29 protein-coding genes and 1 pseudogene are annotated in these 24,820 nt (G+C 57.1%); 13 read left to right on the top strand and 17 right to left on the bottom strand.

What is annotated here, in order from left to right; genetic code table 11:
- Window positions 1-14 precede the first annotated feature (14 nt).
- Both ACR0KG_RS05810 and ygfZ read right to left on the bottom strand, forming a co-directional pair.
- Window positions 15-956, bottom strand: a complete 942-nt coding sequence (locus tag ACR0KG_RS05810; RefSeq protein WP_480826741.1) for an ABC transporter transmembrane domain-containing protein — start codon at window positions 954-956, stop codon at window positions 15-17.
- Window positions 957-1,067: 111 nt separating this feature from the next.
- The gene (gene ygfZ / locus ACR0KG_RS05815; RefSeq protein WP_480542213.1) at window positions 1,068-1,805 is read right to left on the bottom strand and encodes a CAF17-like 4Fe-4S cluster assembly/insertion protein YgfZ; all 738 of its coding nucleotides are present in this window, start codon (window positions 1,803-1,805) and stop codon (window positions 1,068-1,070) included.
- A gap of 73 nt (window positions 1,806-1,878) precedes the next feature.
- Between ygfZ and ACR0KG_RS05820 the strand changes: the two genes are divergently transcribed.
- The gene (locus ACR0KG_RS05820) at window positions 1,879-2,553 is read left to right on the top strand and encodes a TIGR04283 family arsenosugar biosynthesis glycosyltransferase (protein ID WP_480826742.1); all 675 of its coding nucleotides are present in this window, start codon (window positions 1,879-1,881) and stop codon (window positions 2,551-2,553) included.
- A 7-nt stretch (window positions 2,554-2,560) separates the two neighbouring features.
- On the opposite strand, the pseudogene ACR0KG_RS05825 reads toward ACR0KG_RS05820, so the two are convergent.
- Window positions 2,561-3,307, bottom strand: a pseudogene (locus tag ACR0KG_RS05825) (hypothetical protein); the annotation flags it as partial.
- Window positions 3,308-3,411: 104 nt separating this feature from the next.
- On the opposite strand from ACR0KG_RS05825, the gene ACR0KG_RS05830 reads away from it, so the two are divergent.
- Together ACR0KG_RS05830 and ACR0KG_RS05835 are read left to right on the top strand one after the other, a co-directional pair.
- Window positions 3,412-4,182 (top strand): alpha/beta hydrolase, encoded by a 771-nt coding sequence (locus ACR0KG_RS05830; protein WP_480546614.1) that lies wholly within the window; start codon window positions 3,412-3,414, stop codon window positions 4,180-4,182.
- A gap of 91 nt (window positions 4,183-4,273) precedes the next feature.
- A complete protein-coding gene (locus tag ACR0KG_RS05835; RefSeq protein WP_480826743.1) occupies window positions 4,274-5,113 on the top strand; it encodes an EamA family transporter in 840 nt (279 codons plus the stop codon).
- 236 nt (window positions 5,114-5,349) lie between these two features.
- Here the strand turns inward: ACR0KG_RS05835 and ACR0KG_RS05840 are convergent, their stop codons facing one another.
- The 3 genes from ACR0KG_RS05840 to ACR0KG_RS05850 form a co-directional block, all read right to left on the bottom strand.
- A complete protein-coding gene (locus ACR0KG_RS05840) occupies window positions 5,350-6,018 on the bottom strand; it encodes a hypothetical protein (RefSeq protein WP_480826744.1) in 669 nt (222 codons plus the stop codon).
- Entirely contained in the window at window positions 6,015-7,973 is a 1,959-nt protein-coding gene (gene parE, locus ACR0KG_RS05845) for a DNA topoisomerase IV subunit B (RefSeq protein ID WP_480546619.1), read from the bottom strand. The genes ACR0KG_RS05840 and parE overlap by 4 nt, the downstream gene beginning before the upstream one ends.
- A gap of 161 nt (window positions 7,974-8,134) precedes the next feature.
- Window positions 8,135-9,127, bottom strand: coding sequence for a Hint domain-containing protein (locus tag ACR0KG_RS05850; protein WP_480826745.1), 993 nt, complete (start codon window positions 9,125-9,127; stop codon window positions 8,135-8,137).
- A 168-nt stretch (window positions 9,128-9,295) separates the two neighbouring features.
- Between ACR0KG_RS05850 and ACR0KG_RS05855 the strand changes: the two genes are divergently transcribed.
- Window positions 9,296-9,904: a carboxymuconolactone decarboxylase family protein gene (locus ACR0KG_RS05855; protein WP_480546622.1), complete on the top strand. Its 609-nt coding sequence runs from the start codon at window positions 9,296-9,298 to the stop codon at window positions 9,902-9,904.
- A 4-nt stretch (window positions 9,905-9,908) separates the two neighbouring features.
- Here ACR0KG_RS05855 and ACR0KG_RS05860 read toward each other — a convergent pair whose 3' ends face one another.
- Complete coding sequence (locus ACR0KG_RS05860) at window positions 9,909-10,784, bottom strand: alpha/beta fold hydrolase (protein WP_480826746.1); 876 nt, start codon at window positions 10,782-10,784, stop codon at window positions 9,909-9,911.
- Between the two features lie 123 nt (window positions 10,785-10,907).
- Between ACR0KG_RS05860 and ppk2 the strand changes: the two genes are divergently transcribed.
- Window positions 10,908-11,828, top strand: coding sequence for a polyphosphate kinase 2 (gene ppk2 / locus ACR0KG_RS05865; RefSeq protein ID WP_480826747.1), 921 nt, complete (start codon window positions 10,908-10,910; stop codon window positions 11,826-11,828).
- 134 nt (window positions 11,829-11,962) lie between these two features.
- Window positions 11,963-13,315, top strand: a complete 1,353-nt coding sequence (locus tag ACR0KG_RS05870) for an MATE family efflux transporter (RefSeq protein WP_480826748.1) — start codon at window positions 11,963-11,965, stop codon at window positions 13,313-13,315.
- A gap of 3 nt (window positions 13,316-13,318) precedes the next feature.
- Here the strand turns inward: ACR0KG_RS05870 and ACR0KG_RS05875 are convergent, their stop codons facing one another.
- Both ACR0KG_RS05875 and ACR0KG_RS05880 read right to left on the bottom strand, forming a co-directional pair.
- Entirely contained in the window at window positions 13,319-13,720 is a 402-nt protein-coding gene (locus ACR0KG_RS05875) for a hypothetical protein (RefSeq protein WP_480826749.1), read from the bottom strand.
- Window positions 13,721-13,732: 12 nt separating this feature from the next.
- Window positions 13,733-14,935 (bottom strand): pyridoxal phosphate-dependent aminotransferase, encoded by a 1,203-nt coding sequence (locus ACR0KG_RS05880; RefSeq protein WP_480827333.1) that lies wholly within the window; start codon window positions 14,933-14,935, stop codon window positions 13,733-13,735.
- 90 nt (window positions 14,936-15,025) lie between these two features.
- Between ACR0KG_RS05880 and ACR0KG_RS05885 the strand changes: the two genes are divergently transcribed.
- The 3 genes from ACR0KG_RS05885 (at window position 15,026) to ACR0KG_RS05895 (ending at window position 16,248) form a co-directional block, all read left to right on the top strand.
- Entirely contained in the window at window positions 15,026-15,418 is a 393-nt protein-coding gene (locus ACR0KG_RS05885) for a helix-turn-helix domain-containing protein (RefSeq protein WP_480826750.1), read from the top strand.
- Window positions 15,415-15,672: a succinate dehydrogenase assembly factor 2 gene (locus ACR0KG_RS05890; RefSeq protein ID WP_480826751.1), complete on the top strand. Its 258-nt coding sequence runs from the start codon at window positions 15,415-15,417 to the stop codon at window positions 15,670-15,672. The genes ACR0KG_RS05885 and ACR0KG_RS05890 overlap by 4 nt, the downstream gene beginning before the upstream one ends.
- 78 nt (window positions 15,673-15,750) lie before the next feature.
- Window positions 15,751-16,248, top strand: a complete 498-nt coding sequence (locus ACR0KG_RS05895) for a MarR family winged helix-turn-helix transcriptional regulator (protein ID WP_480826752.1) — start codon at window positions 15,751-15,753, stop codon at window positions 16,246-16,248.
- Here the strand turns inward: ACR0KG_RS05895 and ACR0KG_RS05900 are convergent.
- Together ACR0KG_RS05900 and ACR0KG_RS05905 are read right to left on the bottom strand one after the other, a co-directional pair.
- Complete coding sequence (locus tag ACR0KG_RS05900) at window positions 16,187-16,990, bottom strand: DUF1194 domain-containing protein (RefSeq protein ID WP_480826753.1); 804 nt, start codon at window positions 16,988-16,990, stop codon at window positions 16,187-16,189. The two genes, ACR0KG_RS05895 and ACR0KG_RS05900, sit on opposite strands and share 62 nt — an antisense overlap.
- The gene (locus ACR0KG_RS05905; protein ID WP_480546636.1) at window positions 16,987-17,415 is read right to left on the bottom strand and encodes a VOC family protein; all 429 of its coding nucleotides are present in this window, start codon (window positions 17,413-17,415) and stop codon (window positions 16,987-16,989) included. The genes ACR0KG_RS05900 and ACR0KG_RS05905 overlap by 4 nt, the downstream gene beginning before the upstream one ends.
- Window positions 17,416-17,591: 176 nt before the next feature.
- Here ACR0KG_RS05905 and thyX point away from each other — a divergent pair, with 176 nt between their 5' ends.
- Window positions 17,592-18,503, top strand: coding sequence for an FAD-dependent thymidylate synthase (gene thyX, locus ACR0KG_RS05910; RefSeq protein WP_480546638.1), 912 nt, complete (start codon window positions 17,592-17,594; stop codon window positions 18,501-18,503).
- A 56-nt stretch (window positions 18,504-18,559) separates the two neighbouring features.
- Window positions 18,560-18,868: a hypothetical protein gene (locus ACR0KG_RS05915; RefSeq protein ID WP_480546639.1), complete on the top strand. Its 309-nt coding sequence runs from the start codon at window positions 18,560-18,562 to the stop codon at window positions 18,866-18,868.
- A gap of 85 nt (window positions 18,869-18,953) precedes the next feature.
- Here ACR0KG_RS05915 and ACR0KG_RS05920 read toward each other — a convergent pair whose 3' ends face one another.
- Window positions 18,954-19,160, bottom strand: a complete 207-nt coding sequence (locus ACR0KG_RS05920; protein WP_008758035.1) for a cold-shock protein — start codon at window positions 19,158-19,160, stop codon at window positions 18,954-18,956.
- 214 nt (window positions 19,161-19,374) lie between these two features.
- Here ACR0KG_RS05920 and ACR0KG_RS05925 point away from each other — a divergent pair, with 214 nt between their 5' ends.
- Complete coding sequence (locus ACR0KG_RS05925) at window positions 19,375-19,692, top strand: ArsC/Spx/MgsR family protein (protein ID WP_480826754.1); 318 nt, start codon at window positions 19,375-19,377, stop codon at window positions 19,690-19,692.
- A gap of 41 nt (window positions 19,693-19,733) precedes the next feature.
- Window positions 19,734-20,102: a hypothetical protein gene (locus ACR0KG_RS05930; protein WP_480826755.1), complete on the top strand. Its 369-nt coding sequence runs from the start codon at window positions 19,734-19,736 to the stop codon at window positions 20,100-20,102.
- A gap of 1 nt (window position 20,103) precedes the next feature.
- On the opposite strand, the gene ACR0KG_RS05935 is transcribed toward ACR0KG_RS05930, so the two are convergent.
- The 5 genes from ACR0KG_RS05935 to thrS all read right to left on the bottom strand — a co-directional run bounded on the left by ACR0KG_RS05935 (window position 20,104) and on the right by thrS (window position 24,773).
- Window positions 20,104-20,622: a DoxX family protein gene (locus ACR0KG_RS05935; protein ID WP_480542252.1), complete on the bottom strand. Its 519-nt coding sequence runs from the start codon at window positions 20,620-20,622 to the stop codon at window positions 20,104-20,106.
- Complete coding sequence (locus tag ACR0KG_RS05940) at window positions 20,619-21,380, bottom strand: HvfC/BufC family peptide modification chaperone (RefSeq protein ID WP_480542254.1); 762 nt, start codon at window positions 21,378-21,380, stop codon at window positions 20,619-20,621. The genes ACR0KG_RS05935 and ACR0KG_RS05940 overlap by 4 nt, the downstream gene beginning before the upstream one ends.
- Window positions 21,377-22,234: an MNIO family bufferin maturase gene (gene bufB / locus ACR0KG_RS05945; RefSeq protein WP_480826756.1), complete on the bottom strand. Its 858-nt coding sequence runs from the start codon at window positions 22,232-22,234 to the stop codon at window positions 21,377-21,379. The genes ACR0KG_RS05940 and bufB overlap by 4 nt, the downstream gene beginning before the upstream one ends.
- A 71-nt stretch (window positions 22,235-22,305) precedes the next feature.
- Window positions 22,306-22,608: a BufA1 family periplasmic bufferin-type metallophore gene (locus ACR0KG_RS05950; RefSeq protein WP_170530749.1), complete on the bottom strand. Its 303-nt coding sequence runs from the start codon at window positions 22,606-22,608 to the stop codon at window positions 22,306-22,308.
- Window positions 22,609-22,829: 221 nt separating this feature from the next.
- The gene (gene thrS / locus ACR0KG_RS05955; protein WP_480826757.1) at window positions 22,830-24,773 is read right to left on the bottom strand and encodes a threonine--tRNA ligase; all 1,944 of its coding nucleotides are present in this window, start codon (window positions 24,771-24,773) and stop codon (window positions 22,830-22,832) included.
- Window positions 24,774-24,820: the final 47 nt, after the last annotated feature.

A 24,820-nucleotide genomic window follows, 5' to 3' on the forward strand; every position in this document is an offset into this window, starting at 1 on the left:
TGCGCGGTCTTTTCTTATGGCTTGCGTGTCTGCCGATAGTGTGACGGGTCGGGGCCGAATAACTCTAGCATCAGTTCATATTTGATACGATTTGCACTAACTTGCCTGTAGAAGGCGATCAGGAATGCCGTTGGCCCCTGAATGCGGCTGAGCCCGCTTGTGGCCGCCACCACGGTGCCCACATCGGTTCGGCCCTGAAGCACCAACCAGCCGCCCAGCATCAGAACGCCGACAGTACCAGCACCGTTGATGACGCTCAGGAGAAATTTGGCTGATAGTTTCCACAGAAACATTCGCCGCCGCGTTTCATATATGTCGTCAAACATCGCGTTGATATCGTGTTCGGCCGCTTTCAAATCATCAGTGGTCAGAGTGTCAGTGGCCTGTCGCAGAACACGGACACGTTCAGCGACAAAGATGTTCACTTTTCGTTGCGACATCAAGACGATAACGATTTGTGGCACGATCATCGAAAACGCAATCATTCCAAGCCCCGGTTGGGTAGAGGAGATATAGCCGATCACGCTGATCAGGGTGCCGATCTGCACCACAGGATCCGAGAACGCACCACCTGCAAATTTCCCGAGCTCCTCGGCCTCGGCCGATATCGCGGTGCTCATTGCGCCCTTGCGGACGGTTTCACCTGATGAGTTCAAATCAGTCGAACGCCACAAAAGGCGCTGGCGGATCAGGCGGATCAGGTCCTCGCCCAGGGTTCCGGCACGGTACCCCAAGACCCATTTCAGCGCGAGGCTTAGAAGAATGACACCCATCATGCCAAGGCCCAACAGAACCAGCCGCTCGATCCCCACATCGGTCGAGGTCAGGTGGTTGATGATGTCACGCTGAAACTCCAGTGGAACCGCAGCCAGTGCAGCAACGGCCAGTGAGAGCAGGATCAGAATAATCTGCCGCCCTGCGCTGGCGCGCCAGATTGCGGTGTAGAGCTTTAGCATGACGGCACCCGGATGGTTTCGACGCCCTCAGTTTGGCAGTGCGGGACAGCAGATCAAACCTGTCCGCGGCTGAGCCGCGTTCAAGCGTAACGCATCGGCAACAGCGCGGGTCTAGTCGGCGCGTGTGATCACTGCACCCTCGGCACGCATTTCGCCTTTGGCACGATCGAAGCGCAGATGTGCGATCCCATGCGCCCCGGATTGTGTGAACAGAGTCCCCGCCGGTTTCCCGTCAGCTTTGATCTCGGTTCCTGCTGGCGCGCTACCTTCAACCCGAACCCGGCACAGTCCTTTGCGTAGCTCGGTCTTGTGTTTCATCCGGGCGGTAACCTCTTGCCCGACATAGCAGCCTTTTTTGAAATCCACGCCGTTCAGGTCTTCGAAACGCGACTCAAGGATGTAGCTGTCCGGATGCAGTTCTATCCCGCTTTCGGGAATACAATGTCGCACACGGATGGCATCCCAATCGGTCCCGTCATCACCTTCGGGCCCATCGGTGTAAACGCGCCAGCCCATGTCCGCATCGCGCGGATCGGGCAGGGCGCCTTCGGGCGCAGGCCCCGTGCCACGCTGGAGGTTCAAGCCCGCGGGCTCAATCGCCACATCTGCCCGCAGCTTGTACATGCCCAGCCGTTTTGCCAGCCCGTCGCCCAATTCTTCCGCAACGTCCAGCAGTACGGCGTCACCGTCTCGCTTGAGAAAGAAATCAGCCAGATACTTGCCCTGAGGGTTCAGCAGCGCCGCATAGACCAGCCCGGCCTCCAGTCCACCAATATCGTTGGTGATCAGATCCTGCAAAAAACTCTCGGTATCCGAGCCGGTCAGGCGCAGGATGCGGCGATTGGGCATGGCAGGGTCCTCGTCATTTGCTCTGGCCTCGTGATATAGGAAGTTCTACTGCCAAGACCAGAGGTTATCAGCTGTGCCCGCGCCGATCAGCATCGTGATCCCAACATTGAATGCAGAACCAACGCTGCCCGCTTGTTTGCAGGCCCTGATGGAGGGGCTGCATGCGGGCCTGATCCGCGAGTTGATCATAAGCGATGGTGGCTCGACCGATCTAACACCGGAGATCGCTGAAGAAGCCGGGGCAGAGCTGGTCGACGGACCCGCCTCGCGCGGGGGACAGTTACGGCGTGGCTGTGCCCTGGCCAAGGGTGATTGGGTGCTGATCTTACACGCCGATGCTGTGCTGGAACCAGGTTGGGCAAAACCCGTGGCGGACCATCTGGCTTTGCAATCCCCTGCGGCGTTTCGGTTGTCATTTCGCGCCAAGGGATTGGCCCCGCGCTGGGTCGCCGGTTGGGCCAACCTGCGCAGCGGCTTGTTCAGCTTGCCTTATGGCGATCAGGGTTTGTTGGTTCCGCGCGATGTCTATCTGCGTGCCGGAGGCTATATGGACCAGCCATTGATGGAGGACGTGGCCCTCGCGCGCGCACTGCCTCGGATCGCGCTGCTGGAGGCGCGCGCCGTCACGAGTGCGGAGCGTTATGAGCGGTCGGGTTGGCTGCGGCGGGGCGCTCGGAATCTGTGGACCCTGGTGCGCTATCTTCTTGGGGCTGATCCGGAACATCTTGCTCAGATGTATCGGCGCTAAAGGAAGTGCGCAGTTCGACAATAGATTTGCCCAGCCTGAAGGGCGCGGCAAAGCTGACCAGACACAACGCAACGATCTGCAGAACCAGAATATGCGCGTTGGCCTGCAGGTATTCCCATTCGTCCTTCAACTTGCTGACCTGCTCGATCAATTCGTCATAGCTTTGGGCCAAAATCAGGTAGTCCCCTGCAATCGCGGGCACTTTGCGGCGCATGTTGTCAATCGCGGTCTGTGTGTCGTCGTCCAATGATGTGAAAACCAGGAACTGATCGATGTCGAACGCATCCGCCTTTGCTGACATCTGCTCCATCTCATCCTTCTCTTGCCGCCCAAACAGGAAATGCAGCCCTTGCAGCGGAGCGACCTCATTTGTGACCTCGATGAAAAGGGGTAGATCGGCATTGCTGGCGGTGGAGGCCGACAGAAACTCGACCTTTTCGCACAGAACGCCCGTGTCGGGGTCATAAGCGGGATCGCAGAACCGCAACCTGAAGCGCGCCGCATCGCGATCAAAGGCGGATGAGGCTGCATAGGCCACATCAATCTGCCGATCCAGACGAGAGCTATCGGCCGTATAAAGACCCGCCAGAACAGCGACCAAAGCACCGATACCGCCCAGCACGACCCAGACCAGATCAGCCAGTTTCCACGCCCGGTGACCTGCGGGTTTGCGGAACAGAAAGCCGGTTCCGACCAGTCCCAGCACAAAGAACAGGATAAGCAGGGGCAACTGGTTTTCGGTCACAAATGTCATGATACCAAGTTTAGGCGCTGCAATGCGCTGCGCAACCGGGATCACATGCAGTTGTTTCGTCTTACAGGATGCTCATACTGGACCTAAGCAGTCAGGAGGTATTCGTGACCAACGACATTGTTCTGATACATGGCGCGTTTGCGGGTCCGTGGTGCATGAAGGATTACGCCGATTTCTTCCGTGCGCGCGGTTGGACGGTCCATACTCCGGCTCTGCGGTATCACGGCGGCAATCCACAGGACGAGCCGGATCCGGGACTGATCGACACCAGCGTCGCGGACTACACAGATGACATCGCAGCATTTGTCGAAGGTTTGGACAGCAAACCTGTCCTTCTAGGGCACGCCATTGCAGGTGTTGTGGCGCAGCAGGTCGCAGCACGTGGGTTGGCCAGCGCAATTATATTGATCAACCCGAACGCGGCGTGGGGGACGTTGCCTGAAACCGATGACGAACGCGCCGTGCCACGCGCTTTGATGGAGGGCGGGGCGTTCTGGAAACAGCCCATGCGGGTCGAGTTCGACCTGATGGCCCCCTTTGCACTGAACAAGATGCCCGAGGCGCAGCAGCATGAGGTGTTCGACCGATTGGGCGCGGAAAGCGGTCGCGTAATGTTCGAGATGTTCTTTTGGATGTTCGATGATCACCACGCGATGAAGGTGGATATCGACAAGGTTGACTGCCCGGTGCTGATCGTTTCCGGCACCGAGGACCGGGCCGTGAACCCCAACACCTGCCGCGCGCTGGCGAAACTTTACGGGGATCGCGCGACCTTCCTGCCGGTCGAAAACCACGCGCACTTCCTGTTCATGGAGCCTGGGTGGGAGGGGCCAGCCACCCAAATTGCCGATTGGCTTCAGGAAAAGCTGGGTTAAGCCACACATCCCGTATTGAGATCGCCTGAACACTGTGCAACCTGCGGTGCTGACCCTATCAGGGCGAATATTCAGCGCGGAAGGCACAAGCGTGACCCTGTTTGTCATCCTCATCATTCTTACGGCGGCTTTGCTGCACGCGGTCTGGAATGCCATTGTCAAAACGGCTGCGGACCGGACGACGACGTTGGGTCTTGTGGCGTTTGGGCATGTCATCCCAGCCTCGGTGATGATCCTGTTGCTGCCACTACCGAGCGCTGAGAGCTTCATCTACATCGCTCTCTCGACCGTTGTGCATTTCGGCTATTATTTCATGCTGGGCAAAGCCTATCAGCACGGCGACCTCAGCGTCGTTTACCCAATCGCGCGCGGCATCGTGCCTGCACTGGTTTCGCTCTGGGCCATGCTGCTGGTGGGTGAGGTTTTGCCCCTGCAAGCCTGGGGCGGGATCGCCCTGATCGCGCTGGGCATCCAGCTGAGCAGTTGGAGCGCCCTGCGATCCGGCGTTGGGCGCAGCGCGCTGGGCTTTGCGCTGGGCACGGGGTTCTGCATCTCGATCTATTCGGTGGTCGACGGGATCGGTGTGCGGCTGTCGGGCAATACGCTCAGCTACTGGGCCTGGGGCGCGTTCCTGCACCTGTTCATCGCGGGGTTCGTGGGGGTGCGCAAGCGAGACACGCTGGCGGCGCTGCCCGCCAAGGTCTGGATGATCGGCATCCTTGGCGGGCTGGTGTCGATGACGGCCTATGGTCTGGTGTTGTATGCCAAGAACTTTGCGCCTTTGGGGGCCGTGTCGGCCCTGCGCGAAACCTCGGTGATCTTCGCGGCGCTGATCGGGTTTGTGTTCCTGCATGAGGGCAATTGGATGCGCCGTTTGGGCGCGGCGGTGCTGATGACGGGAGGCGTTGCGCTGATCGGGTTGGCTGTGTGAGGGGTGTGCCGGGCTGAAGCCTGGCCTATGGCGGCAGAGATGCTCTGTCTTATCCGGTCAATGCTTGATGCTCCGAATCAAGCACGCGCCCGACTCGCCCTAGGGGCCCGACGCGAGGGTGGTGACCAAGTAAGATGGATGTTTATACCCATCTCAATGCGGGAATTTGATCGGTGCGAGCGAATATCCTGCGCTCGCTGAGTAGTTAGATCGATCGAACGAAATGTCTCTAGCCCCTATAGAAGCAAGTCTCGCAATACAGCTTGCGCAATGTCCATGGTCGGAATTGCTAACAGTGCATACCCCACGAGACACGCAAGCATTGAAACATGTCTAGCCAGCCAATGAGAGTGCATTTGGCCTACCCACCATTCACGTGCCATTGCGCGAATATATTCTCTGTACCTATGAACTAGGTCCTCTTTTCGTTGAAACCCCGCCGCGCGTGAAACTCTTGTTTCGACAATCGAGAAAAATCGTTCATCCTCGCACAGCAAAGGCGTTCTGTGTGTCCAATCTTCTTGGATCACATCTGTCTCGATTTCGGTAATCTCAGAAACTGAATAACTCGCAACTACTTGATCCGAAAAAATAATACTAGATTTTGCACTACTTAATACCTTTGGAGCAAAAAGCCTAAAAGTTACGTTTGCCAGTAGTACCAATAGGCTCCCAAAGAAAGTGAGTCGAAGTTTTGTCACGCCGAGTAAAACAAACGGAGATGAGTCTTCCGTTGAGACTCCTGCAAGTTCGTCAAAGGAAACCGACTGAATCAGTGCGTCATTAAAGAGAATTAAGTAACCCGCAATAGGGATAATCCCAACGATTTTGCTTAAGTCGTTGTTTGCAAACGTTTCGATAAAATCCCACTGAAAGACACGCGCTTCAGGTCGAGATGTAATCAAACATCCAACTCCTCCACAAACCGCGCGTTCTCCTGAATGTATTGGAACCGCAGTTCGGGTTTCTTGCCCATCAGGCGCTCGACCAGATCGCCGGTCTCGCCGGGTTCGTCCTCATCAATCGTGACGCGGATAAGTTTGCGCGAGGCCGGGTCCATCGTGGTCTCTTTCAGGTCCTTGGCGTCCATTTCGCCCAGACCTTTGAAGCGTGAGACGTCGATCTTGCCCTTGCCGCCCAGACCTTTTTCCAGCCACTCATCCCGTTCAGCCTCGTCCAGGCAATAGACGCGCTTGGCGCCCTGGGTCAGGCGATACAAAGGCGGGCAGGCCAGATACAGGTGGCCCGCGTCGATCATGGGGCGCATCTGGGTGAAGAAGAACGTCATCAGCAGCGAGGCGATATGCGCCCCGTCCACGTCCGCGTCGGTCATGATGATGATCTTGTCATAGCGCAGGTCGTCGACATTGAACTTGGTGCCAAGGCCCACACCCAGTGCTTGGGTCAGATCGTTGATCTCGGCATTGGTGCCCAGCTTGGAACTGGCCGCGCCCAGCACGTTCAGGATTTTGCCGCGCAGGGGCAGCAGGGCCTGTGTTTTTCGGTCGCGACCCATTTTTGCAGATCCGCCCGCAGAATCGCCCTCGACGATGAATAATTCCGTTCCGTCGCGTGTTGAACTACTACAGTCCACCAACTTGCCGGGGAGACGAAGTTTCTTAGTGGCGGACTTGCGTTGTGTTTCCTTCTCGGCCCGTCGGCGCAGGCGTTCCTCAGCCCTCAGGATGAGGAAATCCAGGATCGCGCCGGCGGATTTCGTGTCCGCGGCCAGCCAGTTATCGAAATGGTCGCGGACAGAATTCTCGACCAGTCGCTGTGCCTCGACCGTGGCAAGGCGATCTTTGGTCTGACCCACAAATTCTGGTTCTGATATAAAACAGGACACCAGTGCGCAGCCCCCGGTGACCAGATCGTCGCGCGTGATCTGTCCGGCCTTCTTGTTGTTGATCAGCTCACCGTAAGCCTTGATCCCCTTGAGGACCGCCGCCCAGAACCCCGCAACATGTGTGCCACCCTCGGGCGTTGGCACGGTGTTACAGTAGGACTGGATGAACCCATCGCGCGAGGGTGTCCAGTTGATCGCCCATTCGACCTTGCCGGGGGTGCCGAATTTTTCCTGAAAGTCCACGGTGCCCGCAAAGGGCTGCTCGGCATAGGTGGACGAGCCGTTCATCGTTTCCTTGAGGTAATCGGACAGGCCGCCGGGGAAGTGGAACGTGGCTTCGGTCGGCGTTTCGCCGTCATCAATGGCAGATTTCCAGCGGATTTCCACGCCCGAGAACAGATAGGCCTTGGAGCGGATGGATTTGAACAGCCGGGCCGGTTTGAACTTGTGATGGCCGAAGATCTCGGCATCGGCGTGGAAGGTGACAGTTGTGCCGCGTCGGTTGGGGGCCGCGCCGACCTTTTCGACGGGGCCAAGGGGAATGCCGCGTGAAAAGCGTTGTTCAAACAGCGTCTTGTCGCGGGCCACCTGAACGACCATGGAATCCGACAGCGCGTTGACCACCGAAGCCCCCACGCCGTGCAGACCGCCCGAAGTCTGGTAGGCCTTGCCCGAAAACTTACCGCCCGCATGCAGGGTACACAGGATGACCTCCAACGCCGATTTGTCGGGGAATTTGGGGTGCGGATCGATCGGAATGCCGCGCCCGTTGTCGCGCACGGTCAGGGCGTAATCGGCGTGCAGTTCAACCTCGATCCGGTTGGCGTGGCCCGCGACCGCTTCGTCCATCGAGTTGTCCAGGATTTCGGCCACCATATGGTGCAAAGCACGCTCATCGGTCCCGCCGATATACATACCGGGGCGTTTGCGAACAGGTTCCAGCCCTTCCAGCACCTCGATCGAGGAGGCGTCATAGGTGGTGGTTGCTTCGGGCGTCAACAGATCGTCGGGCATGGGTGCTGCTCTTATTCTTGGGTTTCCCCCCATTATGGCAGGGGATGTGGTTCGGGGGAAGAGGGCCACGAGGTGTTGTGTGCAATTTGCACGCTTCAATTGCCCTGTCATGCCGTTTTGCAGCAACAGGGCCGCGTTCGCGGACCGAGCAAGTTAAACCGCTAAAAGGCGATGGGAACTCCGGTCGGGGCACGAAGAGTGGTGTGCAACATCTGCACTTCCCGCGGTTTCAAAACCGGAAGGACCGTTTCGCCGAATGGCCCATCGCGGGACATCAGTTCGGGAAACAGTTCAAAGAGCTCTCGCTTGGTTTCGCGGGCCATCGCATCCAGGCTGGTGTCCCCGGGGAAAAAGGTTTCAGACCAAAGGCCTTCGACCTGCACCAGCTCATGTTGGTCAAACAGGATATGGATATACTCGATGTCTTGATCTGGCGGATCCTGCGTAACGGATTGCCCGTCAACAAGCCCTTTGGCCGGCGCAAGCATCACCCTATCTCCAAAATACAGTTGCATCTGGTGTGAGGATACGACGATCCGATGCTGCGGGGAAACCAGCAGGTCGCGCGCAGGGCATCCCGGCGATAAACTGTCTTTACCTATGCGGATCGGGCAGAATCTTGGGGATTGCCTCAACTCAGCCGAGGAGAGACGCCGCCGACCGATCCAGCGCACAGGACGGCTGCTGCCATCTGCGACGATGACGGGGTCTCCGGGCCTGAGGGTTTCAATGCGCCGTTCGCCGTATGGGGTCAGGATCAAAGATCCGGCGGTAAAGCAAACAAAGGATGGCAGTGTGTCGTAGTCGACGGGCGGAGCGGTGACGATGCTGTTGTTGGTGTTTGCGATTGTATCGCCAACATTTGCCGTACCAGAGGTGACGATGATGTATTGCGGGTTCGAAAACTGAAGCAGCGTGAACGTGACGGGTGAACCGCCGACTGTGCCACTATAGGTCTCGAAGGTCTGAAAGTTGGTCGAGTTGCCTATAAAGCCGGGGACACCTGAAACATCCAGCTGCGGGCCACCATCGGCATCGGGATCTTCCAAGGTGTCGTCATTGTCGATGACCGCGACTTGAAACGCGTTCAGAACCGTAACATTGGTCGAGCTCAGCGGGTCGACATTGATTTCGAGTATCGTGACAAATTTCATCTGATTTACTCGCGATAAACAACTTTAATGAAAGTATAAATTCATCATACACGAAATAGGTGCAAAAGCATAATGATGTTCAACACAAGCGCAGCGAATTCCGGTTTCTCTCGATAGCTCAGAGATTTACGAGTAACCTGCAGGCGGGATCAACTAGGCAGGTTGCGTATGAGCTGGATCAAAACCGTACCGTTTGAGCAGGCCACAGGGCGGCTGCGAAAACTCTATGACCGGGTGACCGGACCGAACAACAACGTGGATAACATCATGATGGTGCATTCCCTGCGCCCGCATTCGATGGAAGGCCATATGGCGATCTATAAGACCGTGTTGCATCATTCCAGAAACACGGTGCCAAAGTGGTTTCTTGAGGTTTTGGGCGTTTGGGTCAGTTCTCTCAATCGCTGTGGTTATTGCGTTGAACATCATTTCAGCGGTTTGCAGCGACTGTTGCGCGATGCGCCGCGCGGGGACGCTATTCGTGCAGCGATTGAGGCGCGGCGTGCCGAAGATGCGCCTTTGGACCCGGCTCAGATTGCTGCGATGCACTATGCCCGGAAACTGACCGAAGCGCCGGGGGACATGGTCGAAGCGGATGTGATTGCCCTGCGCGATGCCGGGTGGAAGGATGGTGAAATACTAGAGATCAATCAGGTCTGTGCCTATTTCTCCTACGCTAACCGGACGGTTTTGGGGCTGGGCTGCTCGACCGATGGCGATGTACTCGGGTTGTCTCCAAACAACTCGGATGATCCCGAAGATTGGGGCCATACCTAGGGGCTCAGTCTGCGATCCAATCTAGTATGGCTTGGGCGACAACCTCGGGCCGCTGGTGATGCAGCCAGTGATCTGTGTCAGGAATATCGATGCGGGTCAGGTCCGGGGCAAAGGCCTCAAGCCCGGCCGTGGATTCGGGTAACAACGCTTTGTCATCCGACCCCCAAAGCAACAGATGTGGACATTGAACCTGCAAGCGATCCAGGGGCAGTTCGGGCAGGTCAGCGCGCGGTTCTCCTGGGTTAGCGACCACAAGCGGTGAGGCGCGATACCAGTTCAGCATCGCCTCAAGTCGGCCTGGGCGCGCCCATTCAGTGCGATAATCCTGCATCCGCGCATCAGAAAACCAGTCCAACCCCATGCCGAACCGAAAGAAACGTTCCAGGCGCGCGAAATGATTTGCGGAAAATCGCTGCGTTGCGTCGGGCGCACGTAGGTCGTTGATATAGGCTGAGGCTTTGGATTGCGCGCCACCTGCCGCCATGGCGCGTTGGAACGGCACGGGGTGGACGCCGTTTGCGATAATCAGCCGGCTGACCAGATCGGGGCGGAACATTGCCAGCCCATAGGCAACCGATGCGCCCCAATCGTGGCCTATGACACATATAGGACCGCCAAGTTGTTCGATCAAAGCCACCATATCTGACACCAACTGGGACAAGGTGTAGTTGCCAACACCCTCAGGGCACCAGCTTTGCCCGTAACCGCGCTGGTCTGGGGCGATGCAATGAAAGCGGTGGGATAGGTGCGGGGCCAGATCGCTCCAAGCCCCGCCGTATTCCGGAAACCCATGCAACATCAGCAATGGTGGTTTGTCGCTTTCACCCCATTGACGCAATAGGAAGGGGTGGCCGTTCAGGTCCGCGAATTCCGTATCCATTTCTACCCCAATTGTTGAACTGCGATATGATGGGTTTTCCTCACATCTATTTGATGCCGATCAAAGCGCAATTCCTTGTTTTCTGCTAGCCGTGCGGGAACAACGAGGGAAAGGAAACACTGCATGGACGCCGTAGCAGCACGCGAAGGAAAGCAATCTTCTGTCAAAATTGTCTCAAAGCCGGAGCAGGAGGCTGCTCAACCCAGTCACGAGAAGATACGCAAGGCGTTTGAAAGTGGCAGATACCCTTATGGGCAAAAGATGGCGCGCAAGGACTACGAGGCGCAGAAGGCTTTGTTGCAGGCGGAGCTTCTGAAAGTACAGCTTTGGGCCCAGGAAACGGGGCAGCGGTTCGTGCTGCTATTCGAAGGGCGCGATGCGGCTGGCAAAGGCGGTACGATCAAGCGGTTCATGGAGCATTTGAACCCGCGGCAGGCGCGCGTTGTGGCTTTGAACAAACCCACCTGGGAAGAAAAAGGTCAGTGGTACTATCAACGCTATGTCCAGGAGTTGCCAACGGTCGGGGAAATGGTGTTCTATGATCGGTCCTGGTACAACCGGGCCGGGGTCGAGCGTGTGATGGGGTTCTGCTCGCCGAATGAATATCTGGAATTCATGCGCCAGACACCGGATCTGGAGCGGATGCTGGTCCGGTCGGGTATTCAGCTGTACAAATACTGGTTCTCGGTCACGCAGGATGAACAACAACGCCGGTTCAAAAGCCGTGAAACCGATCCGTTGAAACAGTGGAAACTGTCGCCCATCGACAAGGCCAGCCTGAACAAGTGGGACGATTATACCGAGGCGAAAGAGGCGATGTTCTTCTATACCGACACTGCCGATGCGCCCTGGACCATTGTCAAATCGAACGACAAGAAACGCGCGCGATTGAATTGCATGCGCCACTTTCTGGCGTCGCTTGACTACCCCGAGAAAAACGAAGCGATCGTTGGTGAGCCTGACCCGCTAATCGTCGGGCAGGCCCATCACGTGATTCACCAGTCCGAACATATTCTGGGCGCCTCGCTGCATCCCAACACGTGACCTTACAGAATTAAGTTTTGAGGTTGTGAAGCCCACAACCATGCGTCAGCGCATAAGTCTCATGACGATATTTATCTGATCCGCTCTTGCCCCGACTTCGGGCCGCGCATATGGCTGGTCGGATGAACAGGGTGATGACATATCCGGCCCATTTCAAGGCCATTGCTGTGCTGGGCCTGCCGTTGATCGGCGGGCATCTGGCGCAGTTTGCGATCGGTTTGACCGATACTGTCATGCTGGGCTGGTACGGGGTCGAGGCCCTAGCGGCGGTGACGCTGGCCAGCAGCTATTTCTTTGTTCTGTTCCTGTTCGGGGCCGGGTTTGGTTGGGCTGTGATGCCAATGGTTGCCACTGCGGCAGCCGAAGAGGATGAAACCAGTATCCGTCGCTCGACACGCATGGGGCTGTGGCTATCGCTGCTTTATGCAGCGCTCGTTATGCCATTGCTGTGGTGGTCATATCCGATCTTGATTGCCTTGAGGCAAGAGCCACAAGTGGCGGAAACTGCAGCACAATACCTGCGCGTCGCGGGTTGGGGGCTGTTCCCGGCGCTGTTGGTCATGGTGCTCAAATCCTACCTTGCGGCGTTGGAACGCACCCAGATCGTCCTGTGGATCACGGTTGTTGCTGCCCTTGTGAATGGCGTGACCAACTACGTCTTGATTTTCGGGAACTGGGGCGCGCCAGAGCTTGGGGTGATGGGCGCGGCCATTGCATCAGTGGTCACTCAGATTGTGTCGCTGGTCGCGGTTGTTGCCTATGCGGTTTACGTTTTGCCGCAATACAACCTGTTCCAGCGTTTCTGGCGCCCGGATTGGGAGATGTTTAGAAGCGTTCTGCGCCTTGGTGTACCGATCGGATTGACAACGCTGGCCGAGGTCACACTGTTCGCCACTTCGGCGGTCATGATGGGATGGCTAGGTCAGGTGCCTCTGGCGGCGCATGGGATTGCGTTGAACCTCGCATCGGCCACTTTCATGGTGCATTTGGGTCTATCGAACGCGGCGACCATTCGGGCTGGAAATGCTTTGGGCCGTCGAGATCGTGCACATCTTGAAAAAGGCGCCATCGCAGTGACCATCATGTCACTGGTTATGTCCGTTTTGACGGTGATCCTGTTCCTCACCTGTGCCGAGCCTTTGATTTCCCTGTTTATGGAATCTGATGACCCACAGCGTGGCCAGATCCTGGCCATCGGAACTGGGTTGCTCGCCATGGCAGCGCTGTTTCAACTGGTCGATGGCGCTCAGGTCATTGCGCTTGGCCTGCTGCGTGGCTTGCAGGATGCCAAGATTCCTATGGTCATGGCCGGGCTGAGCTACTGGGTCGTTGGCCTGCCGTCTTCCTACTACTTTGGTTTTGTCCGAGGCATGGATGGAATTGGCGTTTGGATGGGCCTGGTTCTGGGGCTCGCATGTGCAGCCATACTGCTGATGGCGCGGTTCTGGATGCGATCCGTGCGTGAAGTGGGTGTTCCGGCTGAGTAACTGTTAGCCCTTTTCCAGTCGATCCGCCTTTTTTCGAACCAGCACAGATCGCAGATCGTGCATCGCCATCAAGAGCCGGTCGGTGACGTCGTCCAATTGCTCGTCGGTGGCTTTGGATTGTGCCCATTGAGTTGTCACGTTCAGATAATCAACCGCCCGGTGAATATCATCTATGTCACGCTGGGCCAGAAGGGCCTTGCGATCCTCCATCCATCGTGTGATCTCAGCCTTGTCCGCATCTGTCAGGCTACGCTGACCATGTGGCTTGACCTCGCCGTTGCGGATGTTGATCACCGCAATCTGGTCCATCTCGATCCGCCGCTGGCGGTTTTCGGTGTCGACCTTGAACACAGCCGCACCATTCTCGCGGACACGAAAGTAGTATTCGGGCAGTTCGGCCGTCATGAAGGTCTCCGTTCAGGTCAGAGCCGCGCAAAAGCGCTGAATGCGGGTGCAGGCCTCTTTCAAGGCCTCATCTGAGGTCGCGTAGCTGACCCGGAAATTGGGTGACAGGCCAAATGCCGCGCCAAACACCACCGCGACGTCGGCGTCTTCCAGCAGAGCTGTTGCAAAGGCTTCGTCGTTTTCAATCACCGTCCCGGCAGGGGTTGTCTTGCCGATCAGTCCCGCGATGGACGGGTAAACATAAAAGGCACCTTCCGGGGTGGGGCAACTAATGCCGTCGATGGCGTTCAGCATATCGACAACCAGATCGCGGCGGCGTTTGAAGGTCACGTTATTGGGTGCTAGGAAATCCTGTGTACCGTTCAAAGCTTCGACTGCGGCCCATTGGCTGATCGAACAGGGGTTCGAGGTGGATTGTGACTGTACCTTGCGCATCGCCGCGATGAGGGCCTCAGGCCCGGCGGCATAGCCGATCCGCCACCCTGTCATGGCATAGGCCTTGGATACGCCATTGCAGGTAAGCGTGCGGTCATAAAGCTTGGGCTCGACTTGTGCAGGAGTGCAGAATTCAAACCCGTCATAGGCCAGATGTTCGTACATATCATCGGTCATCACCCAGACATGGGGGTGACGCAACAGAACATCGGTAAGCTCTTTCAGCTCCGCGTGGTTGTAACCCGCACCAGTCGGGTTCGACGGAGAGTTGAAGATCAGCCATTTTGTTTTGGGTGTAATCGCAGCCTCAAGTTGATCGGCAGTCAGCTTGAAATTCGTCTGAAGCGAAGTTTCTGCAATCACCGGAGTTCCGCCCGCCAGCAGAACCATATCCGGATAGCTGACCCAGTAGGGGGCAGGAATGACGACCTCATCCCCCTCATTCAGGGTTGCCATCAGCGCGTTGTATAACGTCTGTTTGCCACCCGTACCTACCGAAACCTGTGCGGGAGTGTAGTCGAGCCCATGATCGCGCTTCATCTTGGCGCAAACGGCCTGTTTTAACTCGGGGATGCCGTCAGGCGCGGTGTATTTCGTTTTCCCCGCTGCAATGGCCGCAACGGCAGCATCCTTGATGTTTTGCGGCGTGTCGAAATCCGGCTCACCAGCGCTCAGGCCGATGATGTCACGCCCGGCGGCTTTCAGTTCGGCCGCCTTGGCTGTCATCGCAATCGTTGGGGAAGGTTTGACGCGGGACAATGTCGCAGACAGGAAACTCATGGCGGCCTCGGTTTGTATGTTCAGCCTGACTGTCATAGGGTGCGCCCGAACGACGATCAAGCGATATGAAATCGGAAAGCGGAGACCTGAATGAGCGACGAATACGATTGGTTTGGACCAGACGCGGCGACATTTGGGGATCGGCTGGCAGGCGCGCGCGAGGCGGCAGGGATGAACCAGGCAGAATTGGCCCGTCGCCTGGGTGTCAAGAAATCGACGATTGCCGATTGGGAAAACGACTTGTCTGAACCGCGTGCGAACCGGCTTTCGATGATGGCGGGCATGGTCAACGTGTCGATCAAATGGTTGCTCACCGGCGAAGGCGAAGGGATGGATGCGCCCGTAGATGCAGATAGCAGTAATCTGGATATTGCCGGAGCCGCCGCCGAGCTGCGCGCAATTCGCGGCGAGATGCGCGCCTGTTCGGAACGCGCCGCACGGCTGGAAAAAAAGTTGCGGCTGATGCTGGAAACAGGCCAGTGACCGAGGCGCGCGATATCCGCATCAAACGTATGAAAATGCGGTCGATGCGGCGGGGTATCAAAGAGATGGACCTGATCCTGTCTGCCTATGCTGATCGTAATCTGGACACGATGGATGTGGCGGGTCTGGACCAGTATGACGCCTTGCTGAACGAAAACGATCAGGATCTGTATCAATGGGTGACCGGGCAGATCCCCCCTCCCGACGCGCTGTCCGACTTGATCGCCGACATCGCTCAGACCTTTCAAAAGTAAGGATAATTCCAGCTTAACTGATTTTTCGGGATTTCGGTTCATCGTGGCGGAAATAACGCGACTGAATCGGAGGGTCGGATGAGTATGGAATTGCAGGTCTCGGCACCGGGCGCCAAAGGGTTCATGAACAGCTACCTTGAGGCGTTGGCACTTGTCGAACGGCTGCACCGGCTGCTTTTGGATGTGATCAAGGATGAGTTTGAGCGGGTCGGTGTGCTGGAAATCAACGCCGTTCAGGCGCTGCTCCTGTTCAATATCGGCGATCATGAAGTGACGGCGGGCGAGCTGAAAAGCCGTGGATACTATCAGGGTAGCAATGTCAGCTACAACCTGAAGAAACTGGTTGAGATGGGGTATATGCACCACCAGAGGTGCGAAATTGACCGTCGATCTGTCCGGGTGCGGCTGACACCACGTGGTCGGGAAATCCGGGATATCGTATCTGAGCTTTTTGCGCGCCATGCAGACGGGTTGCAAAGCCGCGGTGTGTTGGCGCAAGAGGGGATCGAAGATATCACCGGATCACTGCGCCGGGTTGAGCGGTACTGGACGGATCAGATTCGCTATATCTACTGATACGCGACGATTTGTTTTCTGGCGGGTGCGTCAGAACATGTGCCGGGTTAGTCGAAGGAAGATCTCCGAGTTGTAAACCGCTGAGCTCGCGTTCCAGCTTTCGGCGCATAGCGCGCTCAAAATCCTCGAAACCCTGCGCTACTTCCAGAAACGCGCCCGGCCCGTGCAAAACATTGTTTTCGAAGAACGGGATCAGGAACAGCTCGCCTTCGAAATCGGCTGCGTTGATGACCAGTCCGTTGACCACGACATCACTGAACGGGAAGTGCCGATAGGCGTTTTGTGGGCCATAGCCGTCATTATTCGATCCGTCCCCTGACAGATCAATGGTCTTGAATAGGCAAGGGGGGGCGCGTTCCAACAAGGCGGCGCCAAAGGCCAATGCGTATCCCATCGCAGTGGCGGATTGGGTGTCCGACCGCTTGGACTGGCTGATTTGTGTTGCGGCGGCCAGAACATCGCCACTGTTTTCGATCATCCGCCAATCCAGGATGATATGTTGGACGGACCGCCCACTCCATTCATAGACTGCAAGCGCGACGGGCATTGGCGACGAAAAGAAGGCGTCATGAACCTCGGGGGCGAGCAGGGCGGCCGCCAGACCTTGCCGTTGCAGAGCGTCTTCTGCCTCGTCCACCGAAACAGATATATCCAGCGCCAATGCCAGCGCCAGACGGCAGGGCTCGGCCTGAGCGGGGCTGGCCAGGACGGCCAGACCTAGTGCTATGAGGGAGCGGATCACCAGTGCCCGGTACTTTCCATGCTGGCCCAGGGCTCTGCTGGTTCCAGCGCGTCGCCGTTTTGCAGCAACTCAACAGAGATATTGTCGGGCGAGCGGACAAAAGCCATGCGCCCGTCACGCGGCGGACGGTTAATGACCACCCCATTGTCCTGAAGGTGCTGGCAGGTCGCATAGATGTCGTCGACGCCGTAAGCCAGGTGGCCAAAGTGGCGGCTGTCACTTGGCAATGCGTCGTCACCATCCCAATTGTAAGTCAGCTCAATAGGTCGATCTTCTTGCCCCGGCGGTGCCATGAAAATGAGGGTGAACCGGCCCTGTTCGCTTTCGTACCGGCGGGTTTCCTTCAGGCCAAGCAGTTCATAGAACGCCATGGATTTCTCAAGATCCTTCACGCGTACCATGGTGTGAAGATATGTCAGCCCCATCTCGGCAATCCTTCTATTGGAATGAGTTCGCCCTCAGCTTAGCGCGCTGCCGGGACGTGTCGAGGGGGCAGGGAACACAATTCCGAAAAACCGAGCATCAGGCCATATCCTGCGGTTCCAGCGGATGATCTGACGATATATAGTGGCTGGCGACTCAGTATCGAAAGGAAGTTTTCATGCCCCTGTCTGCCGACCAACAGGCCGAGATCGAAGCGCAGCGCGCGCAGTCGCATCAAACACGCCGTGTCGTTGCAACGGGGATGGAAGATCACCTGTATACTGCGCACCAGGTGCTGGACCATGGCTTTGTCCGCGTCATCGACTATATGGGCGATGATGCGGCCATCTGTCAGGCGGCACGCGTGTCTTATGGCAAGGGCACGAAGTCGGTTCAGAATGACGAAGGGCTGATCCGCTATCTGATGCGGCACTGGCATTCGACCCCGTTCGAGATGTGCGAGGTCAAGCTGCACGTTAAACTTCCGGTTTTTGTTGCACGCCAGTGGATTCGCCACCGGACTGCAAATGTGAACGAATACTCGGCGCGCTATTCCATTCTGGATCGTGAGTTTTACATCCCCGCGCCCGAGCATGTCGCCGCGCAGTCAGAAGTGAACAATCAAGGCCGCGGATCAGCTCTGGAAGGGGAAGAGGCCGCGCGGGTTCTGGAAATGCTCAAGGCGGACAGCACTCGCTGCTACGACAATTATGAGGCGATGATCAGCCAGGACGGGCAGCAGGGGCTGGCGCGTGAATTGGCACGGATGAACTTGCCAGCCAATATCTATACGCAATGGTATTGGAAGGTTGATCTGCACAACCTGTTCCATTTCCTGCGCCTGCGCGCCGATCCACATGCGCAATACGAGATCCGGGTCTATGCCGATGCCATGTGCAAGATCGTGGCCGATTGGGTGCCCTTTGCCTATCGCGCGTTCGAAGATTACCGCCTTGGCGCTGTGAACCTTTCCGCTCAGATGGTCGACAGCCTGCGCCGGATGCTGGCTGGTGAAAGCGTCACTCAGGAAAGTTCAGGCATGACAGCGCGGGAATGGCGTGAGTTCGAGGCCATCATCAAGGAAAACTGATTCAAAAGCATAGCGATTGTCTATACAAACCGTCATGAAACTGTTACTTTGGTTCCATGACCTATGCTTCGTTTTTTTCCGTTCTTGGTCTGGTGTCGGCGCTGGCCGGACCGGCTGTTGCCAAAAACCCAATTGCCGAGGTTCTGTGTGAACCAACGCAAAGATTGCATGACAAGTTGCAGGCTCAATTTCGCTCTGCCCGTATTGCAACGGGCATGCGCGGGCCTGAACAGATCATGGAGGTCTGGAGCAGTGATCGGGGCGACTGGACCATGGTTGTGACCTATGCCACCGGTACATCCTGCATCGTTGCGATGGGACAAGACTGGTATTCGCATGCTGAGGATAAGCCAGCACGAGGATAGGGCATTTGCCGGATAGGGGGCGGGTGACGGCCGGAAATTGGCCGCCAACCTTAATTGGAAAACCCTGCGCGGGGCGGGGGCGTCGTTACAACGGTTTCAAATCAGCTGCCATCTGGCGGCCGTCACGTCCGTCCTGCAACTCGTACGAGACTTTCTGATTGTCTGCGAGCCCGGTCAGGCCGGACCGTTCTACGGCCGAGATATGCACAAACACATCTTTGCCCCCTTCGTCGGGGGCAATAAACCCATAGCCTTTGGTGGTATTGAACCATTTCACGGTGCCAGTTGGCATCTCCCGTGTCTCCTTCTACTTTCGCATTGTCCCACAAATAGGTGGGGCGGTGGTTGGCAGAACCGCAAAAGCAGGCTGTTTCCAATGCTGACGACAGCTGATTTTGCATGTTTCACCTTTTTCAACATTGCACGGTGAAGTAAAAAATCAAGAATAACCGCTGGAAACCAGTTGGTTCGCCTAAAATTGAAACAAACATCGGAGCAGGATAGACATGCGTCTTTATGGGCTTAAAACTTGCGATACGTGCCGCAAGGCTTTGAAATCTCTTCCTAATGCTGAGTTTGTGGATGTGCGCGCAGATGGCGTTCCAGAAAATTTGCTGTCGCAGGCTCTTGCCACGTTCGGCGACGATTTGCTCAACACACGTTCGACAACCTGGCGTGGTTTGGACGATGCGCAGCGGTCTCGCCCCGCAATGGAGTTGTTGAAAGAACATCCGACGCTGATGAAACGTCCACTGATTGAAAAAGATGGCTCGTTGACGTTGGGTTGGACGGCTGAAACGCGGTCAACGCTTGGCGTCGCCTGATCGGATGCTTATCTGATCTGACGCAACTGCGAGGATGGTTTATGCGAAACGCCGCAATGATTTTAGGTGTCATCGCCGGTTTGATCGGGATGATTGTTGGGTTCTTTGGATACGGATATGTCGAGGCGATCAAGCATTTCGGCGATATTGAAGGCATTGCCGAGCAGGTCGATAACCCCGGTTTGATCCAAACGGCCTCGATCGTTGCGCCATTGCTGGCGATCGCAGGGGGTGCGATGGCCCATGCGCGTGCTCTGATCGCAGGCATCTTGCTGTTGGTTTCAGCTGCGGGGATGTATTATGCGTTTGGGTTTGGTGTCTTCACCATGTTCCCGATTGCGTTTGCCGGCGTTGCCGGGGTGCTTGGGCTCGCCGCTGGAAAACCAGACGAACCCAAGGCGCATTTCTAGCTCATTTCAGCTTCAACAGGCGATCCAGCGACAGAGGGCCCGCGCCGTTGAGCACGATCACGAGGAACAGGAAGGTCCACAAAACTCGCTGGTCCAGAATGTCCGGGGCTGCGTTGAAAAGGCTGCCCAGTTTCACGCCATGGCCGGTCACATCAACCAGCGTCTGAACCCAGACAAAGCCAATCATGCCCAGTGCAGCCAGACGTGTGAACAAGCCAACCAGCAATAGGGCGGGTAGTACAAACTCGGCCACGGTGCCAAGGAAAACCACGAGGCGCTGGTACAAGGTCATCTGCGTGACGTCCCACAAAACAGCCTCGGCCGCTTTGGGGAATATCTGTCCAAATGCTCCGCTAGATGGTGAAAAGATCGACCCATCGATCTTCAGCATGGCCGAGTTCCAATAGTAGACCAGCAGCACGGCGATAAAGACCAGCCGCGCAAGCGTGGGTGTCAGCCAGCCGGACGCATGGTCCGCCTTGCCCAGAACGTTGTTGTGGATTGAGATCAGGGCAGTCATGTTTCCAGCCTTTCGATAGTCACAGAAGTTATGGCACCGCCTTGCAACAGCAATGCCAGCGTGGGTCCAAGATCAAAGCCCAGAGTTTCAGCGGCGGCTTTTTCGAATGCTTCGCCGATGGTGTCCCCTGATTGTATGTAGGCAATCCAATCCGCGCCGCCCGGTGGCAGCAAGTGAGGGGTAGGATCGTATTCAGGGCGGGTGATCAGCACATCCTCGGCCCCGGTTGAGGGCTTGGGCGCGTCAGCCTCAGTGTTGAAGCGCCAGATCGCATGAATAGGCCAATCCGACCGGATGACCTGCATCGAAGGCGCGAATACCAACCGGGCGCGCATGATCTCTTCGGGTGAGACAGCCAGTGCATCCGCGGGCGCAGGTCGGCTGTCTGCGGCGTGGTAGGACTGGCGCAGGGCCAGTTCCAACCGGGCCACATCGGGCAGGTAGGCCAGATGAGACAGTTGTGGCATGTTGGCCAGAAAGTCGGGAAACGCCTCACCATAAAACATCATCAACGGCGAGGTCGGAGGGTGCTGGCGCAGAAAAATGCCGGACAACCCGTCCATATTCTGAGTGCCCAGCAGCTTGGTGATAACAGGAAATGCCTGATGCATCGCCTCGGTCAGCGATACCGCGACATTGTTACGATAGACGCTGAACCGGCGACCCGCTGGTTGATCGTCTGCGTCCTTCAAACCCTCGGGAACTGGTGCTTTCGCATCCAGCAAGGCCGCGTGAAATTCGGTTTGCGAAACGCTCATGCAGGAACCCGTTCCAATGCGGATTGTGCGCGTTCCGCTTCGGCGCGCAGCACCGGCCAATCGGGGACATCTGTATCCCACTCAACCAACACAGGTTTGGGGCCTGACCGTTCCAGCACATAGTCCAGCAGCGCCCAAACCGGGTCCACAACCTCGCGGCCGTGGCTGTCGATCAGCAGGGGATGGCCGTGATCGTCTTCGTCCTCATCATGACCACCCAGGTGAATCTCGCCTACCTGATCCAGCGGATATGCATCGATGTAACCTTGGGGTGAGAAATCCAGATTGGTGGCCGAGACAAAGACGTTGTTCACATCCAGCAACAAGCCACAGCCTGTACGCTTGGCGATCTCGTGCAGGAAATCGGGTTCCGACCATGTGCTTTCTTCGAACGCCAGATAGCTGGAGGGATTCTCCAGCAGCATCTGACGGCCCACCGTTTCTTGCACCTGATCAATTTGTGCACAAACCCGCGCCAAAGTGGCATCGGTGTAGGGCAGGGGCAGCAGATCGTTGAAGAAATGGCTGTCATGGGTCGACCAGGCCAGATGTTCTGAGAAGCTGGCTGGGCTCAGCCAGCCGACAAGATGTTTGAGCCGGGCCAGATGATCGGGGTCTAGCGGGCCTTCGCCACCGATGGACAAGCCAACGCCGTGAACGGAGATCGGAAATTGTTCTGCAAGATGGCGCAGCTGAGCCAATGGGCGACCGCCATCTCCCATGTAGTTTTCGGCATGAACTTCAAGCCAGGCGACGGGTTGGGCGTGCTCCAGTATTTGCGAAAAATGCTGTGGTTTGTATCCAACACCCGGCGCTGCGGGCAGACGGTTGGATCTGAGGGCATCATCCAGCATTTGCACGCTCCTTCTGATCGAAGAAAAGGGCGGGCGAAGGTGCCCGCCCCCTAAAGTCGTTTGCTCGACGCTTATGCCGGCAGGTCGCGCTTCAGCTCTTCCAGCGAACCTTTGCGCGGTGTGCCGTCTGCCTCTGCAGGCAGTTCGATATCGCCGCAGGTGCCTGCGTCAACCAGGGTCCAGGCGTTGCCCTGATAGTCAACGGTTGAAGTGCCCGCACATGTGGTGCCGGGGCCTGCTGCGCAGTCATTCTGACCGGCCAGCGAAACGCCATAGCATTTTTCTTTGGCTTGGGCGGTTGCTGTGGTTGCTGCACCCGATACGGCGGCTGCGACTGCGGTTGCGATAACCAGGGACTTTGCTGTGTTCGACATCTCGGAAATCCTCTTGATGACTGGGTATGTCTGCTTGTGACAATGACAAAGGTAAGGGCAAGTTGGCTATTGTTAAATTCACGAGCCCGTGTCTCACAAGCGCGTCAGGGCGCGGGGCGCGCCCTTGTAAGGTAATCTACTGTTTTTGAAGGGAAAAGGATAGTGTGTTTCAATCCGACCCCTGTTCCGGGGTCGGATTTCCGGCGAGATGGTGCCGAATGTTACAACAGGTCGGGTGGGGTCGCGGCCTGCGACAACTCATTTGTTACAGCCTCAAGCGGCTGAACCTGCGTTTGTTTTTCGCCAAGGCGTCGAACACTGACGGTGCGGTCTTCGACCTCACGATGACCAACGGCCAGGATCACCGGGACTTTGGCCAGCGAATGTTCGCGGACCTTGTAATTGATCTTTTCGTTGCGAATGTCAGCTTCGGCTTGAACGCCCGCTGCTTTGAGCGCTTGGACAACCTCTTGTACATAGGCGTCAGCGTCCGAGGTGATCGAGGCGACCACAACCTGGCGTGGGGCCAACCAGAACGGCAGCTTGCCTTCCCAGTTCTCGATCAGAATGCCGATGAACCGTTCCAGCGAGCCAAAGAGCGCACGGTGCAACATGACCGGTGCCAGCTTCTCGCCGGACTGGCTGACATAGGTCGAGCCAAACCGTTCCGGCAGGTTGTAGTCAACCTGCAGGGTGCCGCACTGCCAGTCGCGGCCGATGGCATCGCGCAGAACATATTCCAGCTTGGGCCCGTAAAACGCACCTTCGCCCTCGAAGATTGTGTAGCTCATCTCGGCCCGATCCAGCGCGGTCTTCAACGCGCCCTCGGACAGATCCCAACTTTCGTCGCTACCGATCCGGTTTTCAGGGCGGGTAGACAGTTTAACATGCACGTCTTCGAAGCCGAAGTCCTTGTAAATCGACAGGATCAGGTCGTTGACCTTCAGGCATTCGTCAGTCAGCTGCTCAGGTGTGCAGTAGATATGTGCATCGTCTTGCGTAAAGCTACGCACGCGCAACAGGCCATGCAACGCACCCGAAGGCTCGTACCGATGCACTTTGCCGAACTCGGCGATCTTCATCGGCAGCTCGCGATAACTGCGCAGGCTGTGATTGTAGATCATCATGTGCCCCGGGCAGTTCATCGGCTTGAGCGCATAGTCCCGTTCGTCATGCGTTTTGGCGAGGAACATGTTCTCCATGTAGTTGAACCAGTGGCCCGAGGTTTCCCACAAGGCCCGGTCCATGATGTCGGGGGTGTTCACCTCGACATAGCCAGCCGCTTCCTGGCGGCGACGCATATAGGCGATCAGGTTTTGGAATACGCGCCAACCGGCGGGGTGCCAGAAGACAGACCCCGGTGCATGTTCTTCAAAATGGAACAGGTCCATCTCGCGGCCCAGCTTGCGGTGGTCGCGTTTGGCGGCCTCCTCCAGCATATGCAGATGCGCCTTGAGCTTTTCCTTGCCGGTGAAGGCCACGCCATAGATACGTTGTAGCATCGGGCGATCACTGTCGCCGCGCCAGTATGCGCCCGCAACCGACATCAGCTTGAACGCATCGCCCGGCACCTGACCGGTGTGCTGCAAATGCGGCCCACGGCACAGATCCTGCCAATCGCCATGCCAATACATGCGCAGCGATTCGTCGCCCGGAATGGATTCGATCAGCTCAACTTTGTAGGGCTCATTGTTCTGGGTATAGAAATCAATCGCGCGCTGACGGTCCCAGACGTCGGTGGTCACGGGATCGCGCTTGTTGATGATTTCCTTCATCTTTTTCTCGATCAGGCCGAGGTCTTCGGGCGTAAACGGCTCGGATCGGTCAAAGTCGTAATACCAACCGTTATCGATCACCGGGCCGATAGTGACCTTGGTGTCGGGCCAGATCTCCTGCACCGCGCGCGCCATGATATGGGCCAGATCGTGACGGATCAGCTCATTGGCTTGCGCCTCATCCTTCATGGTGTGGATGGCGATCTGCGCATCGGCATCGATGGGCCATTGCAGGTCCCAGTGCTGACCATCGACGGTGGCCGAGATCGCTTTCTTAGCCAAAGAAGTCGAGATATCGGCAGCCACCTGCGCAGGCGTGACACCAGCGTCATAGGAACGTGCATTGCCATCAGGGAAGGTGAGTGAGACGGATTTTGAATCCAGGGCCATGGTCTGGCTCTCCTCGTCGGTTTGGCGCCCACTGAACGCCCGGTTGC

Source organism: Ruegeria sp. H4, from assembly GCF_056533065.1.